Genomic DNA, 24,507 nt, shown 5'->3' with positions numbered 1-24,507 from the left:
CAAACTTTTCCTCAAAAAAAATCCGACACCCTTTAAAAAGGCGTCGGATTTACTTGCAACTTATGGCTTTTACTTAAAAACCATTCAGAAGTTAGCCGGCGTATTCGCACTAATAATCTCAGCCTCATCCGCCCCGATATTCCGGAACTTATGCGGCAGCGTCGTCGGAAAATAATATCCATCCCCCGCATTCAACACGCTCACCGCCCCATCAACCGTCAGCTCCACAGTCCCACGAGTCACCAACCCACACTCCTCGCCTTCCGCATGCACAATCGGCTCTTCCCCGGAACTCGCGCCCGGCGCGTATTGCTCGCGCAGCAAGCGCATCTGGCGGCTCGGCACCGAGGCGCCGATCAGCAGCAGGCGCAGGCCATCGCGGCCGAGGTCGGGCTGTTCGTTGGCGCGGAATACGTATTGATGCTCACGCGGCGGCTGGTCGAAGGTGAAGAAGTCGGCCAGGGACATCGGTATGCCTTCGAGCAGCTTTTTCAGTGAGCTGACGGAAGGGCTGACGCGATTCTGTTCGATCAGGGAGATGGTGGCATTGGTCACGCCGCTACGCCGGGCCAGCTCGCGCTGGGAGAGTTTGTAGCTTTCGCGTACTAGTTTGAGTCGAGAACCCGTATCCATGACAGCCTTATGTGAGAACGACTTAAGGGCGATGGGGGTGGGTGGCGGGTGACGCGCCGGGGCGCGGATCACGTTGCTCCCGTGTCCCGGAACCGTGAAAGGCGGCTATTAAATCACGTTTGGTGGTGTTGCTCAGCAGGTTCGATGGGCGGTGGGGGAAAAGAGCCTGCTGGTGGTAATTCCGGGGCAGACACAAGACCTGTGGGAGCTGGCTTGCCAGCGATTAGACGGCACATTCAACATCCCTTTTGCTGAAGGACCGCCATCGCTGGCAAGCCAGCTCCCACAGGTTTTGCGGTGTTGCGAGGATAAAAACCGGCGGGGTCTTGGGGACCGCCGCCGGTGAGGTAACTTAGATACCGAAACGGTCGCGCAGCGAGTAGTACACGGCGCCCATGGCGGTCAGCGGTGCGGAGAAAGTCCGGCCGCCGAGCATTGGCATGTGTGGCAGTGATGCGAAGGCATCGAAGCGTTCGGCGTCGCCGCGGATCATTTCCGAGATCAGCTTGCCGGCCAGGTGCGAGCAGGTCACGCCGTGGCCGCTGTAGCCTTGCATGTAGTAGGCGTTTTTCTCGATGCGACCGAATTGCGGCATGCGGGACATGGTCAGCAGGAAGTTGCCGGTCCAGCGGTAGTCGATTTTCACGTCTTTGAGCTGCGGGAAGGTTTTGAGGATCTTCGGGCGGATCAGTTGTTCGATGTCGTCCGGCTCACGTGCGCCGTAGACCACGCCGCCGCCGTAGAGCAAGCGGTTGTCGGCAGTCAGGCGGTAGTAATCCAGCAGGTAATTACAGTCTTCGACGCAGTAGTTGTTGGTGATCAGACTGCGCGCCTGCTTTTCGGTCAACGGTTCGGTGACGACGATCTGCGAGCCGCACGGCATGCTTTTCGCGGTCACGCGGTTGTCCAGACCTTGCGGCAGGTAGGCGTTGCCGGCGATCAGCAGGTACTTGGCGCGTACCTGGCCTTTGGCGGTACGCACGACGTTTGGCTCGCCGTACTTGATTTCCACGGCAGCGGATTGCTCGTAGATCTTGCCGCCCAGGCGCACGATGGCGGCGGCTTCACCGAGGGCCAGGTTCAGCGGGTGAACGTGGCCGCCCTGCAAGTCGAGCAGACCGCCGACGTAGGCATCGGAGCCGACTTCGCGACGAATCTCTGCCGCGTCGAGCATCTTCAGGTTTTTGTTGCCGTAGCGTTCCCAACTGCGTTTTTGCTCAGCCAATCCGCCCAGTTGTTTCTTGTTCATCGCTGCGAAGATACCGCCCGGGCGGTAGTCGCACTTGATGTCGTATTCCTTGATGCGCGAACGAATGATGTCGGCGCCTTCGAAGATCATGCTGCCGAGAATTTCTGCAGTTTTGTCGCCGTAACGCTGTTCGATCACATCGACGTCGCGGCTATAGGAGTTGACCAGTTGACCGCCGTTGCGACCGCTGGCGCCGTAGCCGACTTTCGCCGCTTCCAGCACCGTGACTTTGTAGCCGGCCTCGGTGAGGAACAACGCCGAGGACAGACCGGTGTAGCCAGCGCCGATGATGCAAACGTCGCATTCCACCGACTCTTCGAGGGTCGGGAAGTCGATGGTTTCGTTGCGAGTGGCGGCGTAGTAGCTGTTGACGTGTTGTTGTTTCATACGTTTCTCCGATGGCCGCAGGGGTCCTGCGGCCGCCGCTGTAAAAGAATTAGAGCTTGATCCAGGTCGCTTTCAGCTCGGTGTACTTGTCGAACGCGTGCAGCGATTTATCGCGGCCGTTGCCCGACTGTTTGAAACCACCGAACGGCGCGGTCATGTCGCCGCCGTCGTACTGGTTGACCCACACGCTGCCGGCACGCAGGCCACGAGCGAAGTTGTGCGCCTTGCTCAGGTTGCTGGTCCAGACACCGGCAGCGAGGCCGAAGATGCTGTCGTTGGCGATGTGCAGCGCTTCTTCAACCGTGTCGAAGGTGATCAGCGACAGCACCGGGCCGAAGATTTCTTCGCGGGCGATGGTCATGGCGTTGGTCACACCGTCGAACAGCGCCGGTTCCACGTACAGGCCACCGGTGTCTTCGAGGGTGCGTTTGCCGCCGGCAATCAGTTCAGCGCCCTGCTCGCGACCAATGCTGATGTAGCGCAGCACGTTGTCCAGTTGACGCTGATCGACCACGGCGCCAACGGTGGTGGCCGGGTCAAGTGCATGCCCCGGCTTCCACGCTTGCAGCGCTTCAACCAGCAGCGGAATGAACTGCTCGCGGATCGAGCGTTCGACCAGCAGACGCGAACCTGCGGTGCAGACTTCGCCCTGGTTGAAAGCAATGGCGCCGGCCGCTGCTTGTGCTGCCGCGCGCAAATCCGGTGCGTCGGCAAACACCACGTTCGGGCTCTTGCCCCCTGCTTCGAGCCAGACGCGTTTCATGTTGCTTTGGCCGGCATAAATCATCAGTTGCTTGGCAATGGCGGTCGAACCGGTGAACGCCAGAACGTCGACATCCATGTGCAGCGCCAGCGCTTTACCAACGGTGTGACCGAAGCCCGGCAGGACGTTGAACACGCCTTTCGGAATACCGGCGTCGAGGGCCAACTGCGCGATTCGAATCGCGGTCAGCGGCGACTTTTCCGAAGGCTTGAGGATGAACGAGTTACCGGCAGCCAGCGCCGGGGCGAACTTCCAGCTGGCCATGATCAACGGGAAGTTCCACGGCACGATGGCCGCGACCACGCCGGACGGCTCGCGAGTCACCAGACCCAATTGATCGTGCGGTGTGGCGGCGACTTCGTCGTAGATTTTGTCGATGGCCTCGGCGCTCCAGCGGATCGCGTTGGCGGTCGCCGGGATGTCGATGCCCATCGAATCGCTGATCGGTTTGCCCATGTCGAGGGTTTCCAGCAGCGCCAGTTCTTCCTGGTGTTGCAGGATCAGATCAGCGAAGCGGATCAGAATGCGTTTGCGCTCGGCCGGGGCTTTTTTCGCCCAGATTCCGGACTCGAAAGACTGCCGTGCAGCTTCAACGGCGAGGTTGGCGTCGGCTTCATCGGTGCTGGCCACGGAGGCGAGGAAACGGCCGTCGACGGGGCTGATGCATTCGAACGTTTCGCCACTGATTGCCGGGCGGTATTCGCCGTTGATGAAGGCGCGGTTTTCGATGGTTAGTGACTGGAAGCGTTGTTCCCAGTCGCTGCGGGTAGTTGTCATTGTTGTGGCTCGACAAGGGGGAATTTGGGTAGGCACCGCAATCCATGTAGGAGCTGCCGAAGGCTGCGATCTTTTGACTTTGATTTTAAAAACAAGATCAAAAGATCGCAGCCTTCGGCAGCTCCTACAGGGGTTTGGGTTGGTCTTTTAGACCGTGTGCAGATACCAGTTGTACTCAAGGTCAGAGATCGAGTTCTCGAACTCGGCCAGTTCGCTTTCCTTGCACGCGACGAACACGTCGATGTACAGCGGGTCGATGTACTTGGCCATGACTTCGCTGTCGTCCAGCTCACGCAAGGCATCGCGCAGGTTGTTCGGCAGGCTCTGTTCGTTCTGCTCGTAGCTGTTGCCTTCGACTGGCGCGCCCGGTTCGATCTTGTTGGTCAGACCGTGGTGAATACCGGCAAGCACAGAGGCCATCAGCAGGTACGGGTTGGCGTCGGCGCCGGCTACACGGTGCTCGATACGCACGGCGTCGGCCGAACCGGTTGGCACACGCACGGCCACGGTACGGTTATCGATGCCCCAGCACGGCGAGTTCGGCACGTAGAACTGTGCGCCGAAGCGGCGGTACGAGTTGACGTTCGGGCACAGGAAAGCCATTTGCGCAGGCAGGGTCTCCAGCACACCGCCGATCGCGTGGCGCAATGCGGCGTTCTGCTCGGGCTCCTCACTGGCGAAGATGTTGTTGCCTTCTTTATCCAGAATCGAAATGTGTACGTGCAGACCGTTGCCCGCCTGGCCCGGATACGGCTTGGCCATGAAGGTGGTGTCCATCTCGTGGTCGTAGGCGATGTTTTTCACCAGACGCTTGAGCAGGACCGCGTAGTCGCACGCCTTGATCGGATCGGAGACGTGATGCAGGTTGACTTCGAACTGCGCCGGGGCGCTTTCCTTGACGATGGCGTCAGCCGGGATGCCCTGCTCTTTCGCGCCTTCGAGGATGTCTTGCAGACAGTCGACGTATTCGTCGAGATCGTCGATCAGGTAGACCTGAGTCGAGACCGGACGCTTGCCGGAAACCGGCGAACGTGGCGACTGCGGACGGCCATTCACGTTGTCCTGGTCGATCAGGTAGAACTCGAGTTCGAACGCGGCGCAGATGGTCAGGCCCAGTTCATCGAACTTGCGCACCACGTTGGCCAGCACTTCACGCGGGTCGGCGAAGAACGGCTGACCTTCGATTTCGTGCATGGTCATCAGCAGTTGAGCGGTCGGGCGTTTTTGCCACGGCTCGATGCTCAGGGTGCCCGGGATCGGGTAGCAGATACGGTCAGCGTCGCCGATGTCCAGACCCAGGCCGGTGCTTTCCACCGTGGAGCCATTGATGTCGAGAGCGAAAAGCGAGGCCGGCAGATTAATGCCTTTCTCGTAAACCTTATGAAGACTGGTGCGCTCGATGCGCTTACCGCGCACCACACCGTTCATATCCGCAATCAGAAGGTCGACGTACAAAACCTCAGGATATTTCTTAAGGAATGCGTTTGCTTCGTTGAGTTGAACGGCACGCAGAGGGACCGACATGATGCACCTATTTTTTAGCTGTTAATTATTATGTTCACTGCCCTTTCACGAGCCCAGTCAATCCGAAAGGCAAAGTGAAGTCAATAGCGAACACCTGGCCGCTCAGCGTTTATTTTTAGGCGCTTTCAGGGCACTTGCGTGCCAAATCCATCGCCAGAGCCCCGAGAATCATGAAGATTTGATGAACGGCGTTTAGAATTTTTTACATGGCAGTTGTTAATTAAAATAAACGCGGATAAGCTCCGGAAAAGCTCGTTCAAGTGTCAAACTTCGAGGTGAATAAAAATGGCATTCAAGCCATTGATCGGTGTTACTGCGTGCGTCAAACAGATTGGCCTGCACCCCTACCATGTCAGCGGCGACAAGTACTTGCGTGCTGTCAGCGTTGCGGCGCTGGGGTTGCCAGTGGTCATTCCTTCTTTAGGCGATCTGACTGAAATCGAGGACCTGCTGGGTCAACTCGACGGTCTGTTGCTGACCGGCTCGCCGTCGAATGTGGAACCTTTCCACTATCAAGGCCCGGCCAGCGCCCCCGGCACGGATCACGATCCGGCGCGGGACGCCACGACCCTTCCTTTATTACGTGCAGCCATTGCGGCGGGCGTTCCGGTGCTCGGCATTTGCCGGGGTTTCCAGGAAATGAACGTGGCTTTCGGCGGCAGCCTGCACCAGAAGGTGCATGAGTTGCCGGGCATGCTCGATCACCGCGAGGCCGACAGTCCGGACCTTGCCGTGCAATACGCCCCGGCCCATGCGGTCAGCGTCCTGGCCGGCGGTGTGTTCGAGGCGCTGGAGCTGCCTGCGCAGTTTCAGGTCAACTCGATCCACAGTCAGGGCATCGACCGACTCGCGCCAGGCCTGCGGGCTGAAGCCGTGGCGCCGGATGGCCTGATCGAAGCGATCTCGGTGGAGCACAGCCCGACGTTCGCCCTCGGCGTGCAATGGCACCCGGAATGGCAAGTGCGCGACAACCCCGTGTACCTGAGCATTTTCCAGGCGTTCGGCGAGGCTTGCCGGCAACGAGCTGTGCAACGCAACAAGCGCTGACAAAACCAGCATCACGTAACGATTTACTGCCCCCACGGGGTCGGCGGCTGCGCGTGTGCGCATCCGTCATCCGTAACTACAACAAACCGTAATAACAACAAGTACTACCAGGCAGCCAGGACGGCGGCGCCGACCAAGCCGGATCGGCAGGAGTGTTGTCAGGCGGATCAATGCAAAACCCTGTGGGAGCTGGCTTGCCAGCGATGAGGCCGTCACCTTTGACATCAAAGGTGACTGACCTGCCGCCATCGCGGGCAAGCCCGCTCCCACAGGAAATGTGATCCGACTGAAGTTGCTCTTGCAGGCTTGCAATCCACTTAAGCCCGGCCACTTTTGGCCCGGCGACTGAAACCTGTTGGGAGTTTCACATGGCAAACGCCTCCAGCACTTACAGGAAGGCTCTTGAAGGTCACCAGCAACCGAAAAAGGTTCTGGTGAAAATCGATCGCGTAACCAAGAAGTTCGACGAGACCACTGCGGTGGACGATGTGTCCCTGGAGATCCATCAGGGCGAAATCTTCGCCCTGCTCGGTGGCTCCGGTTCGGGCAAATCGACCCTGCTACGGATGCTCGCCGGCTTTGAGCGGCCGACTGACGGACGGATTTTCCTCGACGGCGTCGACATCACTGATATGCCGCCGTACGAGCGGCCGATCAACATGATGTTCCAGTCCTACGCGCTGTTCCCGCACATGACCGTGGCGCAGAACATCGCTTTCGGCCTGAAACAGGATCGTTTGTCAGCCAGCGAAATCGACGCCCGCGTCGAAGAAATGCTGCGCCTCGTGCACATGACCCAATACGCCAAACGCCGCCCGCATCAGTTGTCCGGTGGTCAGCGTCAACGTGTCGCCCTCGCCCGCTCTTTGGCCAAGCGTCCGAAGCTGTTGCTGCTCGACGAGCCGATGGGTGCGCTGGATAAAAAGCTGCGTTCGCAGATGCAACTCGAACTGGTGCAGATCATCGAGCGCGTCGGCGTAACTTGCGTGATGGTGACCCACGACCAGGAAGAGGCCATGACCATGGCCGAGCGCATCGCAATCATGCACCTCGGCTGGATCGCACAGATCGGCAGCCCGGTGGACATTTACGAAGCGCCGGTCAGCCGCATGGTCTGCGAATTCATCGGTAACGTGAACTCGTTCGACGGCACCGTGGTTGAAGACCTTGAAGGTCACGCGATCATCCACAGCCCGGACTTGCAGCAAAAGATCTACGTCGGTCATGGCGTCAGCACCTCTGTGCAGGACAAGTCGATCACCTACGCGATCCGCCCGGAAAAAACCCTGGTCAGCACGATCAAACCCGAAGGCCGCTACAACTGGTCCGAAGGCAAAGTGCATGACATCGCCTACCTCGGCGGCCACTCGGTGTTCTACGTCGAACTGCCTGGCGGCAAGATCGTCCAGTCGTTCATGGCCAACGCCGAACGTCGCGGTGCGCGTCCGACCTGGGACGATCAGGTCTACGTCTGGTGGGAAGACGACAGCGGCGTGGTACTGCGCTCATGAGAACCTTCAATCAGCAATTCCTGCGCCTGGTGCCCAGCGGGCGAAAACTGGTGATCGGTATTCCGTTCATCTGGCTGTTTCTGTTCTTCATGCTGCCGTTCTTCCTGGTGATGAAAATCAGCTTCTCGGAAGCCGCGCTGTCGATCCCGCCTTACACCGAGATCTACACCTACGCCGAACAGAAATTCCAGCTGCTGCTGAACATCGGCAACTACACCATGCTCGGCGAAGACGAGCTGTATCTGTCGGCCTACCTCGGTTCGCTGAAAGTCGCAGCGCTGAGCACGCTGATGTGTCTGGTGATCGGTTTCCCGATGGCCTACGCGATCACCAAAGCCAGCAAGGAAGCGCAAAACGTCCTGCTGCTGTTGATCATGATGCCGACCTGGACCGCGATCCTGATCCGCGTTTATGCGTGGATGGGCATCCTCAGCAACAATGGTTTGCTCAATGCGTTTCTGATGTGGACCGGGCTCACGGATCACCCGATCGAGATCCTCAACACCAATACCGCCGTGTACATCGGTGTGGTGTATGCGTATCTGCCGTTCATGATCCTGCCGCTCTACGCCAACCTCGTGAAGCACGACGGCAGCCTGCTGGAAGCCGCGTCTGACCTGGGCTCGAGCAACTTCAACAACTTCTGGAAAATCACTGTACCGCTGGCCAAGAACGGGATTATTGCCGGCTGCATGCTGGTGTTCATTCCGGTGGTCGGTGAGTTCGTGATTCCGGAACTGCTGGGTGGCCCGGAGACGCTGATGATCGGGCGTGTGCTGTGGCAAGAGTTCTTCAATAACCGCGACTGGCCGGTGGCGTCTGCTCTGGCGGTGGTGATGCTGTTGATCCTGATTGTGCCGATCCTGCTGTTCAACCGCAGCCAGGCCAAAGAGATGGAGGGACGGGGATGAAACGCTTCGGTTTTGCTAAGTTCATGCTGATATTCGGCCTGACGTTCATCTATCTGCCGATGCTGATCCTGGTGATCTACTCGTTCAACGCGTCGAAACTGGTGACGGTCTGGGGCGGCTGGTCGATCAAGTGGTACGCCGGCCTGCTCGACAACACGCAACTGATGGGCTCGGTAGTGCGCTCGCTGGAAATCGCCTGCTACACCGCGATTGCTGCGGTGGCGCTGGGCACATTGGCCGCGTTCGTCCTGACTCGCGTCACGCGCTTCAAGGGTCGCACGTTGTTTGGTGGTCTGGTGACTGCGCCACTGGTAATGCCTGAGGTGATCACCGGTCTGTCGCTGTTGCTGCTGTTCGTGGCGATGGCGCAACTGATCGGCTGGCCGCAGGAGCGTGGCATCGTCACTATCTGGATCGCGCACACCACGTTTTGTGCAGCCTACGTTGCCGTGGTAGTTTCCGCCCGCCTTCGCGAGCTCGATCTGTCGATCGAAGAAGCGGCGATGGACCTCGGTGCCAAGCCGTTCAAGGTGTTTTTCCTGATCACCATTCCGATGATCGCGCCGTCGCTGGCGGCGGGCGGGATGATGTCGTTTGCCTTGTCGCTGGATGACCTGGTGTTGGCGAGCTTCGTATCCGGCCCGGGTTCGACGACTCTGCCGATGGAAGTGTTCTCGGCGGTGCGTCTGGGTGTGAAGCCTGAGATCAACGCGGTCGCAAGCCTGATTCTGCTGGCGGTGTCGCTGGTGACGTTCCTGGTCTGGTACTTCGGTCGCAGGGCAGAAGCCAACCGCAAACGTGCGATCCAGGAAGCAATGGATCAGACCGCAAATGAATCGTGGCAACAGCCGCAACGTGCGGCCACCGCAGCTTAAAATTTAACGGAGATCCAATGTGGCGAGGGGATTTATCCCCGTAGGGTCGCGAAGCGGCCCCAAAACCTGTACTGCGTAGAGTCAGATAGATCGCGTGCAAAGGTTTTACGACTGCTTCGCAGCCGAACGGGGATAAATCCCCTCGCCACAGAACTCCCTCGCCACAGGTTATGTGTGCACCTGTTTTAGCTTTGTGCTTTTGCTTAAAAGCTTTTGAATAAAAAGAATGGAGTTGTACCGATGAAAATGTTTGGCAGAACGCTGCTGACACTGTCCTTGATAGGCGTGATCGCCACAGGCGCCCAGGCCAGCGACAAGGTTCTGCGTGTTTACAACTGGTCGGATTACATCGCCCCGGACACCGTGAAAAAGTTCGAGGACGAAACCGGTATCCGCGTGACTTACGACGTGTTCGACAGCAACGAAACCCTTGAAGCACGCTTGCTCGCGGGTAAATCCGGCTACGACCTCGTGGTGCCGTCCAACAGCTTTCTGGCCAAGCAGATCAAGGCCGGGGTCTATCAGACACTGGACAAATCCAGGCTGCCGAACTGGAAGAATCTCAACCCGGTGCTGCTGAAAAACGCCGCCGCCAGTGATCCGGATAACGCTCATGCGTTCCCGTACATGTGGGGCTCGATCGGCATCGGCTACAACCCGGACAAGGTCAAGGAAGTGCTCGGCGCCAATGCCCCGACCAATTCCTGGGACTTGCTGTTCAAACCGGAGAACGCCGAAAAACTGAAAGCCTGCGGCATCAGCTTCCTCGACTCGCCGACTGAAATGCTTCCAGCCGCCCTGCACTATCTGGGCTATCCGGTGAACGACAAAGAGCCCAAGCACATCGCTGAAGCTGAAGCGCTGTTCATGAAGATTCGGCCTTCGGTGGCGTACTTCCATTCCTCGAAGTACATCTCGGATCTGGCCAACGGCAACATCTGCGTCGCGGTCGGTTACTCCGGCGACGTGTTGCAGGCCAAGGCTCGCGCCGAAGAAGCCGGCAACAAAGTGCAGATCAAATACAGCATTCCCAAGGAAGGCGCCGGCAGTTTCTACGACATGGTCGCGATCCCGCGTGATGCCGCCAACGTCGAGAACGCTTACCTGTTCATGAACTTCCTGATGCGCCCGGACATCATCGCCGAGATCACCAACAGCATCGGCTACAGCAACGCCAACGCAGCGGCGACGCCACTGGTGGATGAAGCCATCCGCAACGACCCGGGCTCGTACCCGCCGCAGGATGTGATGGCGACGTTGTATGCGGTGCCGGATCAACCGATTGCCACCCAGCGGATCATGACCCGCGGCTGGACCCGGGTGAAACTCGGCAAGTAACCCGAGCTTTATTGGTTGACTGAAGATTGTGGCAGCACTGAAGAACCTGTGGGAGCTGGCCTGCCAGCGATGGCGGTGGTTCAGACGACAACGATGTTGAATGTACCGGCCTCATCGCGGGCAAGCCCGGCTCCCACAGGGATTCAGTGCGGTTCAAGAATTTGCTGTTTTCCCGTTCACGCAGCGCCTTACCACCGCTGCAACCTCTCTATGAACGGCCTCACCCGGCTCCCTCGGCTCGGGTGAATTCAGGCGCCCTCGGGCGCCTTTTTTTGTCGGTTCAGGTCAGTGGCCATTCGGCCAGTGCGCGGTAATGTCCCTTGTGCGACTCGAACAAGGCGAAGTGCTCGGCACGCAGGAAGAACTCTGGCGGCGTGGTCGATTCCGGCTCTGGTGCACGGTAGTCACGGGCCAGTGTCAGGTGTGGGCGAAACTCGCGTGGTGATGCCTCAAAGCCGAAAGGCAACATCGCCTGTTCCAGTGCGTAAACCAATCGCAGCAACGACTGCGGCGCCTGTTCCGGCGCCAGCGACAACACCCCGGCGCGATGCCAGACCTGCAAGCGATCCAGCGAAATCTTCAGTGCCTCACCCGGCGTGCTGACCTTGGCGGCTGCCTCGCAAACTTCGCCAATCTGCGCAAATGGCACTTCTCCGAGAAACAGCAAAGTCAGATGAAAGTTGTCGGCGGGCACCGGTTTGCCGGTTCGCAGGCTCAACTCTGCGCGCCACTGGGCAATCGCCTTGCGCTGCGCAGGTGAGCAATCCAAGGCGAAAAACAGCCGTTTTGACGGGGCATCCCTGCGTTTTTCATCGGTCATGGCCCTGCTCCTTCACTCGTCGTCGGCCGATTCTACACAGCCTTATCTGACGACCCGTGACACGCAGCTATAGTTCATGGATTGCCATCAACCGGAGACCGCCATGCGCGAGATCCTCAGCAAAGAACCGTGGTGGGCCCGACCGCCGAGCCCCGGGCAGGACGAGACCGAGCTGGAATGGGGCTGGCTGGTGCATTACAGCGAGGGTGAACCGCGTTTCGAATTCGTCCAGGAACGACCGTCGGACGAGCAGATCCGCAACCGCAAGAGCTGCCGGATCACGCCGTCTTCAGACTAACCACAAAACCTGTGGGAGCCAGCCTGCTGGCGAAAGCGGTGGATCAGTCGATAGAGATATTGACCGGGCCGGCCCAATCGCTAGCAGGCTAGCTCCCACAAGGATTTGTGGTGTTCAAGAAACCGAGGCATCCCACAGGGTTTTGTGGATTCACAGATGTCACTCACACCGGCATCAGGCTTGAATGATGAATTTGAAGCCGCCAAAGATCATCCGCTGCCCGTCAAACGGCATCGGATTGACGTCCGGTTGCATCCGCGGATCTGCCATCATTTTTGCCATGCCGGCATCACGCGTAGCCTTGTCCGGCCAGATCAACCAGCCGGCGACCACGGTTTCGCCTTCCTTGAGTTTCACCGCCATCGGAAACGACGTGAGCTTGCCGTCCGGCACATCATCGCCCCAGCAATCCACCACGTTCAGGGCGCCATACTCCTTGAACAGTTTCGCAGCGATTTCAGCGTGTTTTTTATACTGTTCAAGGTGGGTGGAAGGCACGGGCGCTACAAAAATATCGACGTAAGACATGCTCATTCTCCTTGTACGTTGGGTTCGATCTGCTGATTAGTCGATTGCGGCGGCTGCCATTCGACACGATTGACGCCCGACCCGACCGACGGTTGTTCATCACCGCCCAGACTGCGCTCGACCTGCCCCGCCATGTGCAACGTGCCGGCCATGACCCCGGTGGTCGGGTTCTGCACCAGTTTCAGCCAGGCCTTGTCGAAGGTGTTGCCCAGGCTGCTGCGGATCAGCGCTTCGCTGTCAGGGCGGTCATTGGCCTGAATGATTGCGCGGATGCCCACGACACCGACCGATATCAACCCGCCGACGAGTTTGCCCGCCGCTGCCGCCACCGCGCTGGCGGCGCCGCGTGGAGCCATTTCCGACTCCATGCGCTGGCTCGCACGCTTGGCCACCGGGGCCATGCCGGCGTCGGTCGAGGCAATGCCCTTGGCACCGCCATCGGTGTGGATCTTGTCGATCAATGCCGCATACGCCGGCAAGGTATTCAACGGCGTGGTGCTGATGATCTGATAAAGCGACGCATCCCTTGCCGGTGGCGGGCCAAGGGCAATCGCCGGGACTTTCTGCAATCGCCCGTTGAGTTGCGCGACAGGTACGCCATAACGCTGGGCGATGAGCGGCATTTGCGTGGCCATCTGCTGCGCATAAAACTCAGTGGACTGACCGAGGATCGCATCCGGGTCGATCTCCACCGCCACCGGCGCCAATACCCTTTCCTGATATTGCTCAAGCAGATACGACGCTAGTCGAGTGGCCGACGCATCCTGCTCGCCACCGGCACTGATCGTGTACCAACTGACCTTCATCGACAGCCATTCCTGGGTCCAGTAGCTGCTGAACCACGGGATGAAATTTTCTTCAGTTTGCTCATAGACGCGAATGCGCCAATGTTCCATCGAACCCCGGGCAAACAGTTTGGTTTGCTCGGTGGCTTGCTGTGAGGCGCTGACGATGTCGCGGTCGATCTGCTGCCAGGTCGCGGGCGAGACGACTACCGCAGGCGCCGGCGCCGGGGCCCGCGCTGATGTGGCGCAGCCAGCCAAAAGCAACGGTGCGGCGATGGCCAGCGCACGCAGATTCACGGTGGCGGCGTCCTTGATTGGGAGGTGGCGGATTTGAGTATAGGTGCGTCATTTGCCATTGATGCTGGATGTACCGGCCTCTTCGCGAGCAAGCTCGCTCCCACAGTGAGCTGCGCCATACACTCAGACCCTGTGGGAGCTGGCTTGCCAGCGATGAGGCCATCAAACCCACAGATATCTCTCAATTATCACTGTCATCGATATTCACCATCGCGACGATTGCCTTTCCGCCGCAAAAGCATCTGGCTCAGGATTCACCCATCCGAGACGCAACGAGGAGTACACATCATGATTCGCACCATCAATCTCTCCGTGAGTTTCCCGGACTTCGGCAGCAACTATTACGACCAGCAAGTGCAATCACGTACATCACAAGCGCTGGTATTCAACGAAGATTTCGAAGATCTGCTGATGCCCGCCGCCACCAATCATTTCAGCAATGAAGTGGTCGGCATCAACGATCAATTCCGCTTTCTGAGCGACATACTCGCCACCCATTTGCTGGACATCGAGGCCCCTGCGCCTGCGCGTACCAGCGTCCGGGCGAGCGCTCATTTTTAATTTCCCCACATGAAAAAGCCCGCTGACCATTTCGGCTCAGCGGGCTTTATTGACCGGGGATGACGATACCTGTCAGCGCTTCCAGCAATCGTCCAGGCGCGAGCAGACGTCGTACTGTGAGTCCATTTTCGCCATACGCTCGACGTGCTTGTTAATGGTTTCGAAAGTCACCGCTTTCGACGCTTGAAAATAGAACACGATCATCGACTTCTCTTGTTCAACAGGTACTGCATTGCCACGCTTGCCTGACGTGTCATCGACGCGCGCCCACTCTTTCAATTTTTTGTCGTCAACACTGCGCAGGAACTTTCGATATTCGTCAGAAGTGCGCTGCAACACCTGTGTCATTTTGGTCGAGTTGTCTTCATCAAACTTGATGAGATTCTGGCGATACAAGGCCCAGTAATCATCCGGCATGGAAAAGCCAAGCTTGGCCTTGCGTTCACTGATCAATACATCAAGTGCCTCTGAAGATAATTTCGCTTCCGGCTGCTTTTTCGGATCAGTCTGGGCTATGAACATGGCGCTGCCGTCGATAATCCTGTCCATCAGGGCTGTGCGCTCTGGTGTATCCGGCAGCAACTGCGGTGGTTTCGAGGAGATCGGGTTGCGACTGCAGGCCGGCGGGCCACCACTGTCAACCATAAGCGGGGTACGCACGTCTTTGCCGTCAATCCGTTGCAGACGCTGAACCAGTGTTGAGCACTCGTTGCCAGTCAGACTGAAGGCCACTTCGTACTCGGTACCGCGCTGAGGCTTGAAATTAAACCCCAAACCGCAAACCAAGTAACCCGACTGGGTATTGATATGCAGATACACGTCTTTTTCGGGTGTCAGCTTGATTTCGAGATAGCCGCGGGCCTTTTCCGGAGGCGCTACGCTCATACCCACACGACGCGGACTGTCGGCGAGGAACAGGTTGTTCAAGATGCCCGTAGTCAGACCATCGCAATGCTCGGCATCAAAATAACTCACCGTGGCATTGTCCGTGCTGGCCACAAAACGCAGTTTGGCAGCGTCAGCCTCCGTGGCGTCCTGATAGGTTCCCACCGGTGCGCAACCCGCGAGTAAACAAGCAGTAAACACAGAGCTGAAAAGTGCAGGGAAAGAACGCAGAACAGAAGCGACGAGCATGTTCATCCTTGAGAGAGCTGGCTAAAAAAGCGGCGATGCTACTGAATTGCCACTATCGCGTCCACCTCCGCGCAAACAGGCCGCTGGATTGATTCATGAGTCTTGCGCATAACTCTATGACGCAAATCCGACAAAACCTTTTCCTTTCTTCGACGGTCACTCCTAGAACGAGACTGGCAAACACGCCAGCAACTTCCTGCCGTCCTGATGAAAAGAGAGGAATCGAACCATGACGATTTCCCGACGCGGATTTCTGATCCTTGGCGCCGTGACCGCTACAGCATTCGCGATGCCGCCGTTCATCAGCCTCAAGGCCTACGCCGCCAATCTGGAGCAACCGATGAACGTGAAGGTGACGATCAACGTCAACGGCAAGCCGCGCGAATTGCAGTTAGACACGCGCACCACCCTCCTCGACGCCTTGCGCGAACACCTGCATCTGACCGGCAGCAAAAAAGGCTGTGACCACGGCCAGTGCGGCGCCTGCACGGTGATCGCCGATGGTCGGCGCATCAACTCATGCCTGAGCCTGGCGGTGATGCAGGACGGTGCAGAGATCACCACCATCGAAGGCCTCGGCATGCCGGATAACCTGCATCCGATGCAGGCGGCGTTCATCAAACACGACGGTTATCAGTGCGGCTATTGCACGCCGGGGCAGATCTGTTCGGCGGTGGCGGTAATCAAGGAAATCCGCGACGGCATTCCCAGCCACGCCAGCCCCAGCCTCACCGAGCCACCGCAACTGATCGCCGCTGAATTACAGGAGCGCATGAGCGGCAACATCTGCCGCTGCGGCGCCTACTCGAACATCATCGAAGCCATCAGTGAAGTCGCGCAGGTGCAATCATGAGAGCGTTCAATTACAGCCGCGCCGACTCCCCCGCAGCCGCTGCCGCGCTGGCCGCGCAGGTCAACGGCGCCAAGTTCATTGCTGGCGGCACCAATCTGCTGGACCTGATGAAACTCGACATCGAGACCCCGCTGCACCTGATCGACATCAATCACCTGGGGCTGGATCAGATCGAAGCCACACCCGAGGGCGGTTTGCGCATTGGGGCGCTGGTGCGCAACACCGATCTGGCCGCCGACAACCGCGTCAGAAAAGACTACGCCCTGCTCTCCCGGGCCTTGCTCGCTGGGGCCTCGGGACAATTGCGCAACATGGCGACCACTGCCGGAAATCTGCTGCAACGCACCCGCTGCCCGTACTTCTACGACACCCATCAGGCCTGCAACAAACGCAATCCCGGCAGCGGTTGCGCGGCGATTGGCGGGGTTACTCGGCAACTGGGCATCATCGGCGTCAGCGACGCGTGCATTGCCACCCATCCGAGCGACATGGCCATCGCCATGCGCGCACTCGATGCGCAGATTGAAACGGTCAAACCCGATGGCAGCACCCGCAGCATCGCCATGGCGGATTTTCATCAGTTACCTGGTAATACGCCGAACATCGAAACCGGCCTCGGCGCGGGCGAATTCATTATCGCGGTGACATTGCCGGCACCGGTTGGCGGCACGCACATTTATCACAAGGTACGGGATCGCTCGTCGTACGCGTTCGCGCTGGTGTCAGTCGGTCTGATCCTGCAAAAGGACGGCAGCGGCCGAGTCGCCGTCGGCGGTATCGCACCGAAACCGTGGCGCGTCGAAGCGGCGGAATCATTGCTGCCCAAAGGCGCGAAAGCGGTCAGCGAGCGCTTGCTCGACGGCGCCACACCGACCCACGACAACCAATTCAAACTGACGCTGGTCGAGCGCACGCTGGCCTCGGTGTTGGCTCAAGCGAGGGACGAGGCATGAAATTCGAGACTCCGGCCACGACCAATCCTATCGACCAGTTGAAAGTGGTCGGCAAACCCACCGAGCGCATCGAAGGTTCGCTGAAAACCTGCGGCCAAGCGCCCTACGCCTATGAGCAGCATGAGGCAGTAGCGAATCAGGCTTACGGTTTCATGGTCGGTTCGGCCATCGCCAAGGGCCGCATCGCCAACATTGATCTGGATGAAGCGAAAGCCGCGCCGGGGGTGCTGACCATCGTCACCGCCGCCAACGCCGGCAACCTCGGCAAGGGCAAATACAACGCCGCGCACCTGCTGGCCGGGCCCGAGGTGCAGCACTATCACCAGGCGGTGGCGCTGGTGGTCGCCGAGACCTTCGAGCAGGCGCGTGCCGCCGCGCAATTGGTCAAAGTCGATTACGTTGCGGCCAAAGGCGAATTCGATCTGGCCAGCGTGCGGGATCGTGGCGTCGAGCCCAAAGACGAATTGCCGGACACCCGCCACGGCGATTTCGACAAGGCATTCGCAGCGGCGCCAGTGCAGTTCGATCAGACCTACACCACACCCGATCAGTCCCACGCGATGATGGAACCGCACTCCACACTGGCGGCATGGAACGGCGATCAACTGACCCTGTGGACGTCGAACCAGATGATCGCCTGGAGCGTCGGCGACATCGCCGCAACACTCGGTTTGCCCAAGGAAAAAGTGCGCCTGATTTCGCCGTACATCGGTGGTGGTTTCGGCGGCAAATTGTTCATTCGCGCCGATGCGATCCTCGCCGCACTTGGCTCACGGCTGGCCGGCAGACCGGTCAAAGTCGCACTCGCCCGGCCGCAAGTCGCCAACAACACCACCCACCGCCCCGCCACCATCCAGCGCATCCGCATGGGCGCAACGGCGGACGGCAAGCTCACCGCCATCGCTCACGAAGGCTGGTCGGGCAATCTGGCTGACGGCAAAGTCGAACTCGCGGCGCAACCGAGCCTGCTGTTCTACGCCGCTGAAAACCGCCTGGTCAGCATGCGTCTGGCGCCGCTGGATCTGCCCGAAGGCAACGCCATGCGCGCCCCCGGGGAAGCGCCGGGGCTGATGGCGCTGGAAATTGCCATGGACGAGATGGCCGAGCAGCTAAAACTTGATCCGGTGCAGTTCCGCATCCTCAACGACACACAGGTCGATCCGGTGAAAACCGAGCGGCCGTTTTCCCAGCGACACCTGATCGAGTGCCTGCAAACCGGCGCCGAGCGTTTCGGCTGGGACAAGCGCAACGCGCAGCCCGGTAGCCGCCGCGAAGGTCGCTGGCTGATCGGCATGGGCGTCGGCGCGGCAATCCGCAACAACCTGCTGGTCAAATCCGGTGCGCGGGTGCGTTTGGAGCGCGACGGCAAGATTACTGTGGAAACCGACATGACCGACATCGGCACCGGCAGCTACACGATCATCGCGCAGACGGCCGCCGAGATGCTGGGCGTGGGTCTGCATGACGTGACGGTGCATCTGGGCGATTCGAATTTCCCGGTGTCCGCCGGGTCTGGTGGTCAGTTCGGAGGTAATTGCTCAACAGCCGGGGTGTACGCCGCGTGCATGAAACTGCGCGAAGCGATCACCGACAAACTTGCTATGGGAACGGGCGAAGCGCAGTTCGTCGACGGTCAGGTACGCCTCGGCAACAAGAGCGTGGCGCTGCGCAGTGCCGCGCAGAACGGTGCGATAGAAGCTGAGGACAGTATCGAATTCGGCGACCTCGCCAAGCAGTATCAGCAGTCGACTTTCGGCGCGCACTTTGTCGAGGTGGCGGTGGATGCAGCGACCGGCGAAGTGCGTGTGCGACGGATGCTCGCGGTGTGCTCCAGCGGGCGGATTCTCAATCCGAAAGCGGCGCGCAGCCAAGTGATCGGCGCGATGACCATGGGCGTCGGGGCGGCATTGATGGAAGAGTTGGCGGTGGACAAGCGGCTGGGGTTTTTCGTCAATCATGATCTGGCTGGATATGAGGTGCCGGTGCATGCCGACATCCCGCATCAGGAGGTGATTTTCCTTGAGGAGACCGACCCGATTTCATCGCCGATGAAAGCCAAAGGGGTCGGTGAATTGGGGATTTGTGGCGTGAGTGCAGCGGTGGCGAATGCGATCTATAACGCCACCGGGGCGCGGGTGCGGGAGTATCCGATTACGCTGGACAAGATTCTTTCGTCATTGCCGGAAATGATCTGAAGAACACCTCGCCCCATGTAGGAGCTGCGGCACGCTGCGATCTTTTGACTTTAGCTTTCAAGATCAAAAGATCGCAGCGTGCCGCAGCGCCTACACGGTTCGCGTGGTTATTCGGCTCGCGGATACTGCGCATCCCCCACCTGCTCCATCCAATCCACCACTTTGCCGTCCAGCACTTCGGCAATCGCAATATGCGTCATCGCAGTGGTCGGCGCAGCACCGTGCCAGTGCTTGACATCCGGGGCGATCCACACCGTGTCGCCCGGTCGAATCTCGCGCAGCGGTTGCCCCCATTCCTGCACAAATCCGGCACCGGCAGTGACAATCAACGTCTGCCCCAACGGATGGGTATGCCACGCCGTCCGCGCCCCCGGTTCAAATGTCACCGTCGCGCCACTGACCCGCGCCGCATCAGAGCCCTTGAACGGCGCATCAACCCGCACGGTACCGGTGAACCAGTTGGCCGGGCCTTTGGCCGAAGGTTGCGAGCCGTTCGGAGTGATGGTCACACGGGCCGGTTCGCTGGCCTGTGCATCGGCAGCCAACATGGAAAGAGTCAAAGCGCAGGCGCTAATCGGGTTCATGACATGTCCTCAAAAATTCCAATCACTACACAACCCCTGTAGGAGCTGCCGAAGGCTGCGATCTTTTGACTTTGTTTTTTAAAGACAAGATCAAAAGATCGCAGCGTTCCGCAGCTCCTACAGGATCAGTGGTTACTTTAGAGGGATGTACTCTTCAGATAATCGACTAGAATTCGAAAAAACTTATGCAGGACACTCATCAATGCTTCGAGAAAACGCCAGTGACCTGCTCGCCTTCCTTGCCGTGGCGCGTGAACGCAGTTTCACCAAAGCGGCGGCCAAACTCGGTGTTTCGCAATCGGCGCTTAGTCATACGATCCGCAGTCTCGAAGCACGTCTGGGCCTGCGCCTGCTGACCCGTACCACGCGTAGCGTCTCGCCCACCGAGGCTGGTGAACATCTGTTGCAAACCATCGGCCCGCGCTTCGATGAGATCGAACTGGAGCTGACTGCCCTCAGCAACCTGCGCGAAACCCCGGCCGGCAAGATCCGCATCAGCGCCACCGATCACGCGCTGGACTGGCTGTTGCGCCCGGTGTTGAAGGAGTTCCTCGCCAAGTACCCGGACATTTCCGTAGAGATTTGCTGCGATTACGGTTTCGTCGATATCGCCGGCCAGGGATTCGACGCTGGCATACGACTGGGCGAAGACGTCGCCCAAGGCATGATCGCCACCCGCATCGGCCCGGACATGCGCATGGCGGTGGTCGGCTCGCCGGCCTATTTCGCCAACCGCGCTCACCCACAAACACCCCGCGACCTCACCGATCACGCCTGCAACAATCTGCGCTTGCCGACCAATGGCGGGCTGTACACCTGGGAGTTCGAAAAAGACGCCGAGCGCCTCAAGGTGCGCGTTGCCGGACAGATCACTCTCAACGGCGTTTACCCGTTGCTCGACGCGGCGCTGGACGGTTTTGGCCTGAGCTACATCCCGGAAAACATCGTCGCACCGTATCTGGCCGACGGCCGTCTGGTGCAGGTGCTGGAGGACTGGTGCCCGACATTCGCCGGTCATCACCTTTATTACCCGAGCCGACGTCAGGCAGCGCCGGCATTTGCCTTGTTGCTGGAGGCGCTGCGCTTTCGCGGTTAACGGACATCCTCACCACAGCGCCTTGGTGTAGGTCAGCAGAATCCGCGTTTCATCGGCATCACGGCTGAACGACGAGCGATAAGTCGCGTTGCGCACACGCAAGGCGAGGTTCTTCAGCGTGCCGCTCTGGAACACGTATTTCACTTCAGTGTTGCGCTCCCACTCCTCGCCCGTCTTGCCGGCAACCTGGGCGTGATCGCCGTCGACGTAACGACTCATGAAGGTCAGACCCGGGATGCCCAGCCGCTCGAAATCGAAGTCATAGCGCACTTGCCAAGAACGCTCTTTGGCTTCGGCGAAATCACCGATCTGCGCGTAGTTCACCAGATACGCATCGCTGCCTTCGACATACGGAAAGGCGCTATCGCCGGTCATTACCTGGTAACCCACACTGACTTTGTGCCCGCCGACGGCATAACCGACCATGCCGTTCAGCGACTGATTGCTGATTTTTCCGGCCTTGGCCGCGCCCTGGCTTTCGCTGGAGAAAAACCGCAGGTCACTGCTCACCGTGCCCGCCGCCAATGGGCGCGCATCGGTCAGTCCGACAAAGTGCTGGTCGTAGACATCACTCAGGGACGCGTAGTGATAACTGAGTTTGAGGTTGTCATTCAGCTGCCGGTCGACGCCGAACAGATTCAGATGCGCGCCTTGCGCATTGGTCGCGAAGCGGTTGTTCTTGTTGTTCAGGGCAATCGGTTCGTAGCTGGTGTCGTTGCGGCCCTTGACCCGGTCCAGTTGCCCGGCAGTCAGCACCACGCCAGGCAGATCCTGCGAAGTCAGCAACGCCCCCCGAAAGGTTTGCGGCAGAATCATTCCGTCCTGCGGGCGCAGCGTCGGCAGGATCGGCATCAGCGATCCGACCTTGAGCTCGGTCGCAGCGACCTTGACCTTCGCCGTTACCCCGAGCTTGCCGTACTCGCTGGCGGCACGACCGTCACTGCGCACTGGCAACAATCCGCTGCCGGCGCGATCCGGACTGGAATCGAGGCGCACGCCGACCATGCCCAGCAGGTCAACGCCGAACCCCACCAGCCCCGGGGTGTAACCGGATTCGAACTTGAACATCAGGCCCTGCGCCCACTCTTCACGTTTCGATTGCTGGGTCGAAGGACCGTCGCGAAAGTCACGATTGAAATAGACGTTGCGGGTTTCGAATGAGGCGTGGGAATCAGCGAGAAAATCCGCATGCGCTCCGTTGCTGAAAGCTGCCAGCAGCAATGCGCTGGCGAGGGTCGACAATCCATTGCGCATCCCGAAATCAATGAATGCAGACACGGCGACACCTATCAAGTTGAATCAAAAGGCACACGGAATCCTTGTGGGAGCTAGCCTGCTGGCGATGGCGTATTGTCAGTCGCCACAAATGTTGAATGGGCTGACGCCATCGCGAGCAGGCTCACTCCCACAGGGGGATTTTTGTAGATCAGAAAGGCCTGGCCAGCAGCGCGATCAAGCGTTCGCCAAACAGCGTCAGTGCCACGCCCAGCAGTACCACCGCCGCGCCGGCAATCTTGATCGACGCGGCCGGGCGTACCACCGCGCCGAGCCAGCCGAAGTGGTCGATGGCCACCGAGGACAGCAACTGCCCGGCAATCACCAGCACCAGCAGGTTCGCCAGGCCGATTTTCGGTGCCAGCCACACGGTGCAGAAAATCGCCCCGGCCCCCAGCACTCCGCCCACCAGCCGCCAGCCCGGTTGCGCCGGGATCACGCTCAACGCATCCCCGAGGCCACCGCGCAGCCACGCCAGCGCACCAAGCACCAGCATGCCGCTGAGAAACGAGTAGAACGCCGCTGCCAATGTGTTGCCGGTCATGGCCCCGGCCAGTTGACTGTTAACCGCCGCTTGCACGGCTATCGCCACTCCGGCCAGCAGGGCCAGAGCAAAGGAAATCATGATCATGACCGCTCACCTCTCAGTGCGAATGCAGCGGGGCGAAATGCTCCGCGAAGGGATCAGGGCTATAGCCGGCAGCGTTGAACAGATGGCTGCGCGATTCTTCGGTGGCACGGTCCAGTTGCTCGCGATCCACGCCCAGCACCACACCCGCCTGTTTGCGGATACGCCCGGCGATGATCACCGTGTCGATATCGCCACGTTCGGCGGCATGCACCACCGTGCCGAGGGCATTGTTGGACGGATAGACGCTGAGGTTGTCGGTGCGGATCAGCACGATGTCGGCCTGTTTGCCGGGCGTGATACTGCCGATGTGCGCATCGAGACCGGCGCAGGCTGCGCCGTCGAGGGTGGCGGCTTTGAGCAGTTGCGCGGCGCTGACCAGATCCGGCGCAGGCTGACCGTGGAAACGCGCACTGTGTGCAGCCGCCCGTTGCAGGTAAAACGCCACGCGCATTTCGCCAAACATGTCGCCACCGTAAGAGCTTTCGTTGTCGACACTGAGTCCCGGCTGCATGCCGTGATCGACGGCTTTTTGCCAGGCGAAAACCCCGTCCTCCAGGCCGTAATGCGCATCGGAGCGCGGGCAAACGTTCACCTTGACCCCGGCGTGACGCAGGATCGACCAGCCCTGATCCGGCAGGCAGGTGCAGTGGTTGAAAATGTTGTCCGGGCCGAGCAGACCTTCTTCGTTCAAAGCCTCAAGTTCCGCCGCCATGCCGGCGCCGAAGAACTCGGTGACGATGTTCAGCCCCAGCTCTCGGGCGACCGCCCATTGTTCGCGATCGATCTGCGCCATCATTGCCAGCGTCACCAGCGAGTCGGGCGAGCGTGAGTATTTGTCTTTCAGACGGCGCAGATCGCCCGGCCACTGGCTCGATTCCCACTCCCCCGACAACGGCGCGCCCGGCGCATGCACGGCGCGAATGCCGGCATCCTGCAAGGCGTCGATGGCGGCATCGGAATGCGCACCGCTGCGGGCGTTGTGCGAGTTGTCGATGATGGTGGTGATGCCGGCATTGATCGCGCCCAGCGCCGTCAGCATGTTGCCGACGTACATGTCTTGCGGGCGGTAGTATTTGGCGAACGAAAAATGCGTGGCGTTGCAGTAATCTTCCAGCGTCGGCGAGTCGGGATTGATCCGGCGCAACTGGCCTTCCCAAGCATGGCGATGGGTGTCGACCATACCGGGAATGACGATCATGCCTTTGGCGTCGATCACCTCGGCGTCCGGGGCCTCCAGGTTGCGCCCGACTTCGACGATCTCGGTGCCACGGATCAGCACATCGCCTTCGGCAAAATTGCCCAGTCGCGGGTCCTGGGTGATAAGGGTTCCGCCCTTGATCAGCAGCAAGCGCTGCGCGTCGGGCAATGGTTTGAGCGCGGAAGTCAAAACATCAAAATGGGCATTGAAAGACATGGAAGGCTCCTCGGTAGCGGTCGGCGCATTGGCCTGTAACCGCATTGTCTGACCGGGAAGCTTTATTT

General features: G+C 59.5%; 23 protein-coding genes. 11 read left to right on the top strand and 12 right to left on the bottom strand.

The window, feature by feature from the left end; all coding sequences use genetic code 11:
- Positions 1-84: 84 nt before the first annotated feature.
- From ACIOZM_RS04950 to ACIOZM_RS04935, 4 genes are all read right to left on the bottom strand, one after another.
- On the bottom strand, positions 85-633 hold the full coding sequence (locus ACIOZM_RS04950) for a cupin domain-containing protein (RefSeq protein ID WP_401210134.1): 549 nt from the start codon (positions 631-633) through the stop codon (positions 85-87).
- A 352-nt stretch (positions 634-985) separates the two neighbouring features.
- A complete protein-coding gene (locus ACIOZM_RS04945; protein ID WP_401210131.1) occupies positions 986-2,269 on the bottom strand; it encodes an NAD(P)/FAD-dependent oxidoreductase in 1,284 nt (427 codons plus the stop codon).
- A 49-nt stretch (positions 2,270-2,318) separates the two neighbouring features.
- On the bottom strand, positions 2,319-3,809 hold the full coding sequence (locus ACIOZM_RS04940) for an aldehyde dehydrogenase (RefSeq protein ID WP_401210128.1): 1,491 nt from the start codon (positions 3,807-3,809) through the stop codon (positions 2,319-2,321).
- Positions 3,810-3,956: 147 nt separating this feature from the next.
- On the bottom strand, positions 3,957-5,333 hold the full coding sequence (locus tag ACIOZM_RS04935) for a glutamine synthetase family protein (protein ID WP_401210125.1): 1,377 nt from the start codon (positions 5,331-5,333) through the stop codon (positions 3,957-3,959).
- A gap of 285 nt (positions 5,334-5,618) precedes the next feature.
- Between ACIOZM_RS04935 and ACIOZM_RS04930 the strand changes: the two genes are divergently transcribed.
- The 5 genes from ACIOZM_RS04930 to ACIOZM_RS04910 all read left to right on the top strand — a co-directional run bounded on the left by ACIOZM_RS04930 (position 5,619) and on the right by ACIOZM_RS04910 (position 11,015).
- Entirely contained in the window at positions 5,619-6,380 is a 762-nt protein-coding gene (locus tag ACIOZM_RS04930) for a gamma-glutamyl-gamma-aminobutyrate hydrolase family protein (protein ID WP_401210123.1), read from the top strand.
- 368 nt (positions 6,381-6,748) lie between these two features.
- Positions 6,749-7,891, top strand: a complete 1,143-nt coding sequence (gene potA / locus ACIOZM_RS04925; protein WP_401210120.1) for a polyamine ABC transporter ATP-binding protein — start codon at positions 6,749-6,751, stop codon at positions 7,889-7,891.
- A 29-nt stretch (positions 7,892-7,920) separates the two neighbouring features.
- Positions 7,921-8,802 (top strand): ABC transporter permease subunit, encoded by an 882-nt coding sequence (locus ACIOZM_RS04920; protein ID WP_401210418.1) that lies wholly within the window; start codon positions 7,921-7,923, stop codon positions 8,800-8,802.
- The gene (locus tag ACIOZM_RS04915) at positions 8,799-9,677 is read left to right on the top strand and encodes an ABC transporter permease subunit (protein ID WP_401210117.1); all 879 of its coding nucleotides are present in this window, start codon (positions 8,799-8,801) and stop codon (positions 9,675-9,677) included. The genes ACIOZM_RS04920 and ACIOZM_RS04915 overlap by 4 nt, the downstream gene beginning before the upstream one ends.
- A 240-nt stretch (positions 9,678-9,917) precedes the next feature.
- Positions 9,918-11,015, top strand: coding sequence for a polyamine ABC transporter substrate-binding protein (locus ACIOZM_RS04910; protein ID WP_401210114.1), 1,098 nt, complete (start codon positions 9,918-9,920; stop codon positions 11,013-11,015).
- A gap of 280 nt (positions 11,016-11,295) precedes the next feature.
- Here ACIOZM_RS04910 and thpR read toward each other — a convergent pair whose 3' ends face one another.
- Positions 11,296-11,835: an RNA 2',3'-cyclic phosphodiesterase gene (thpR, locus tag ACIOZM_RS04905; RefSeq protein WP_401210112.1), complete on the bottom strand. Its 540-nt coding sequence runs from the start codon at positions 11,833-11,835 to the stop codon at positions 11,296-11,298.
- Between the two features lie 103 nt (positions 11,836-11,938).
- Between thpR and ACIOZM_RS04900 the strand changes: the two genes are divergently transcribed.
- On the top strand, positions 11,939-12,133 hold the full coding sequence (locus tag ACIOZM_RS04900) for a hypothetical protein (RefSeq protein ID WP_401210109.1): 195 nt from the start codon (positions 11,939-11,941) through the stop codon (positions 12,131-12,133).
- 174 nt (positions 12,134-12,307) lie between these two features.
- On the opposite strand, the gene ACIOZM_RS04895 is transcribed toward ACIOZM_RS04900, so the two are convergent.
- Positions 12,308-12,661 carry a DUF1428 domain-containing protein gene (locus tag ACIOZM_RS04895; protein ID WP_401210107.1) on the bottom strand — a complete coding sequence of 118 codons (354 nt, stop codon included), beginning with the start codon at positions 12,659-12,661 and terminating at the stop codon, positions 12,308-12,310.
- 2 nt (positions 12,662-12,663) lie between these two features.
- A complete protein-coding gene (locus tag ACIOZM_RS04890) occupies positions 12,664-13,743 on the bottom strand; it encodes a hypothetical protein (RefSeq protein WP_401210104.1) in 1,080 nt (359 codons plus the stop codon).
- Positions 13,744-14,031: 288 nt separating this feature from the next.
- Here ACIOZM_RS04890 and ACIOZM_RS04885 point away from each other — a divergent pair, with 288 nt between their 5' ends.
- The gene (locus tag ACIOZM_RS04885) at positions 14,032-14,304 is read left to right on the top strand and encodes a hypothetical protein (protein WP_401210101.1); all 273 of its coding nucleotides are present in this window, start codon (positions 14,032-14,034) and stop codon (positions 14,302-14,304) included.
- A gap of 72 nt (positions 14,305-14,376) precedes the next feature.
- On the opposite strand, the gene ACIOZM_RS04880 is transcribed toward ACIOZM_RS04885, so the two are convergent.
- The gene (locus ACIOZM_RS04880; RefSeq protein ID WP_401210098.1) at positions 14,377-15,438 is read right to left on the bottom strand and encodes a hypothetical protein; all 1,062 of its coding nucleotides are present in this window, start codon (positions 15,436-15,438) and stop codon (positions 14,377-14,379) included.
- Positions 15,439-15,667: 229 nt separating this feature from the next.
- Between ACIOZM_RS04880 and paoA the strand changes: the two genes are divergently transcribed.
- From paoA to paoC, 3 genes are read left to right on the top strand one after another with little or no spacing between them, the layout of a single operon-like run.
- Positions 15,668-16,291, top strand: coding sequence for an aldehyde dehydrogenase iron-sulfur subunit PaoA (paoA, locus tag ACIOZM_RS04875; protein WP_401210095.1), 624 nt, complete (start codon positions 15,668-15,670; stop codon positions 16,289-16,291).
- Complete coding sequence (locus ACIOZM_RS04870) at positions 16,288-17,244, top strand: FAD binding domain-containing protein (RefSeq protein ID WP_401210093.1); 957 nt, start codon at positions 16,288-16,290, stop codon at positions 17,242-17,244. Before paoA ends, ACIOZM_RS04870 begins: the two co-directional genes overlap by 4 nt.
- On the top strand, positions 17,241-19,439 hold the full coding sequence (gene paoC, locus ACIOZM_RS04865; protein ID WP_401210090.1) for an aldehyde oxidoreductase molybdenum-binding subunit PaoC: 2,199 nt from the start codon (positions 17,241-17,243) through the stop codon (positions 19,437-19,439). Before ACIOZM_RS04870 ends, paoC begins: the two co-directional genes overlap by 4 nt.
- 107 nt (positions 19,440-19,546) lie before the next feature.
- On the opposite strand, the gene ACIOZM_RS04860 is transcribed toward paoC, so the two are convergent.
- Positions 19,547-20,023 (bottom strand): cupin domain-containing protein, encoded by a 477-nt coding sequence (locus ACIOZM_RS04860; protein ID WP_401210087.1) that lies wholly within the window; start codon positions 20,021-20,023, stop codon positions 19,547-19,549.
- A 202-nt stretch (positions 20,024-20,225) separates the two neighbouring features.
- Between ACIOZM_RS04860 and ACIOZM_RS04855 the strand changes: the two genes are divergently transcribed.
- Positions 20,226-21,119 (top strand): LysR substrate-binding domain-containing protein, encoded by an 894-nt coding sequence (locus ACIOZM_RS04855; RefSeq protein ID WP_401210084.1) that lies wholly within the window; start codon positions 20,226-20,228, stop codon positions 21,117-21,119.
- A 9-nt stretch (positions 21,120-21,128) separates the two neighbouring features.
- Here the strand turns inward: ACIOZM_RS04855 and ACIOZM_RS04850 are convergent, their stop codons facing one another.
- The 3 genes from ACIOZM_RS04850 to ACIOZM_RS04840 form a co-directional block, all read right to left on the bottom strand.
- Positions 21,129-22,373 (bottom strand): OprD family porin, encoded by a 1,245-nt coding sequence (locus ACIOZM_RS04850; RefSeq protein ID WP_401210416.1) that lies wholly within the window; start codon positions 22,371-22,373, stop codon positions 21,129-21,131.
- A gap of 172 nt (positions 22,374-22,545) precedes the next feature.
- Positions 22,546-23,025: a DMT family transporter gene (locus ACIOZM_RS04845; protein ID WP_401210082.1), complete on the bottom strand. Its 480-nt coding sequence runs from the start codon at positions 23,023-23,025 to the stop codon at positions 22,546-22,548.
- A gap of 13 nt (positions 23,026-23,038) precedes the next feature.
- The gene (locus ACIOZM_RS04840; protein ID WP_401210079.1) at positions 23,039-24,439 is read right to left on the bottom strand and encodes an amidohydrolase family protein; all 1,401 of its coding nucleotides are present in this window, start codon (positions 24,437-24,439) and stop codon (positions 23,039-23,041) included.
- Positions 24,440-24,507 lie beyond the last annotated feature (68 nt).

The organism is Pseudomonas sp. NPDC087346, assembly GCF_044744235.1.
Lineage (GTDB): Bacteria > Pseudomonadota > Gammaproteobacteria > Pseudomonadales > Pseudomonadaceae > Aquipseudomonas.
The sequence above is the reverse complement of the archived record's forward strand: the minus strand, read 5'-3'. Positions and strand labels throughout refer to the sequence as shown.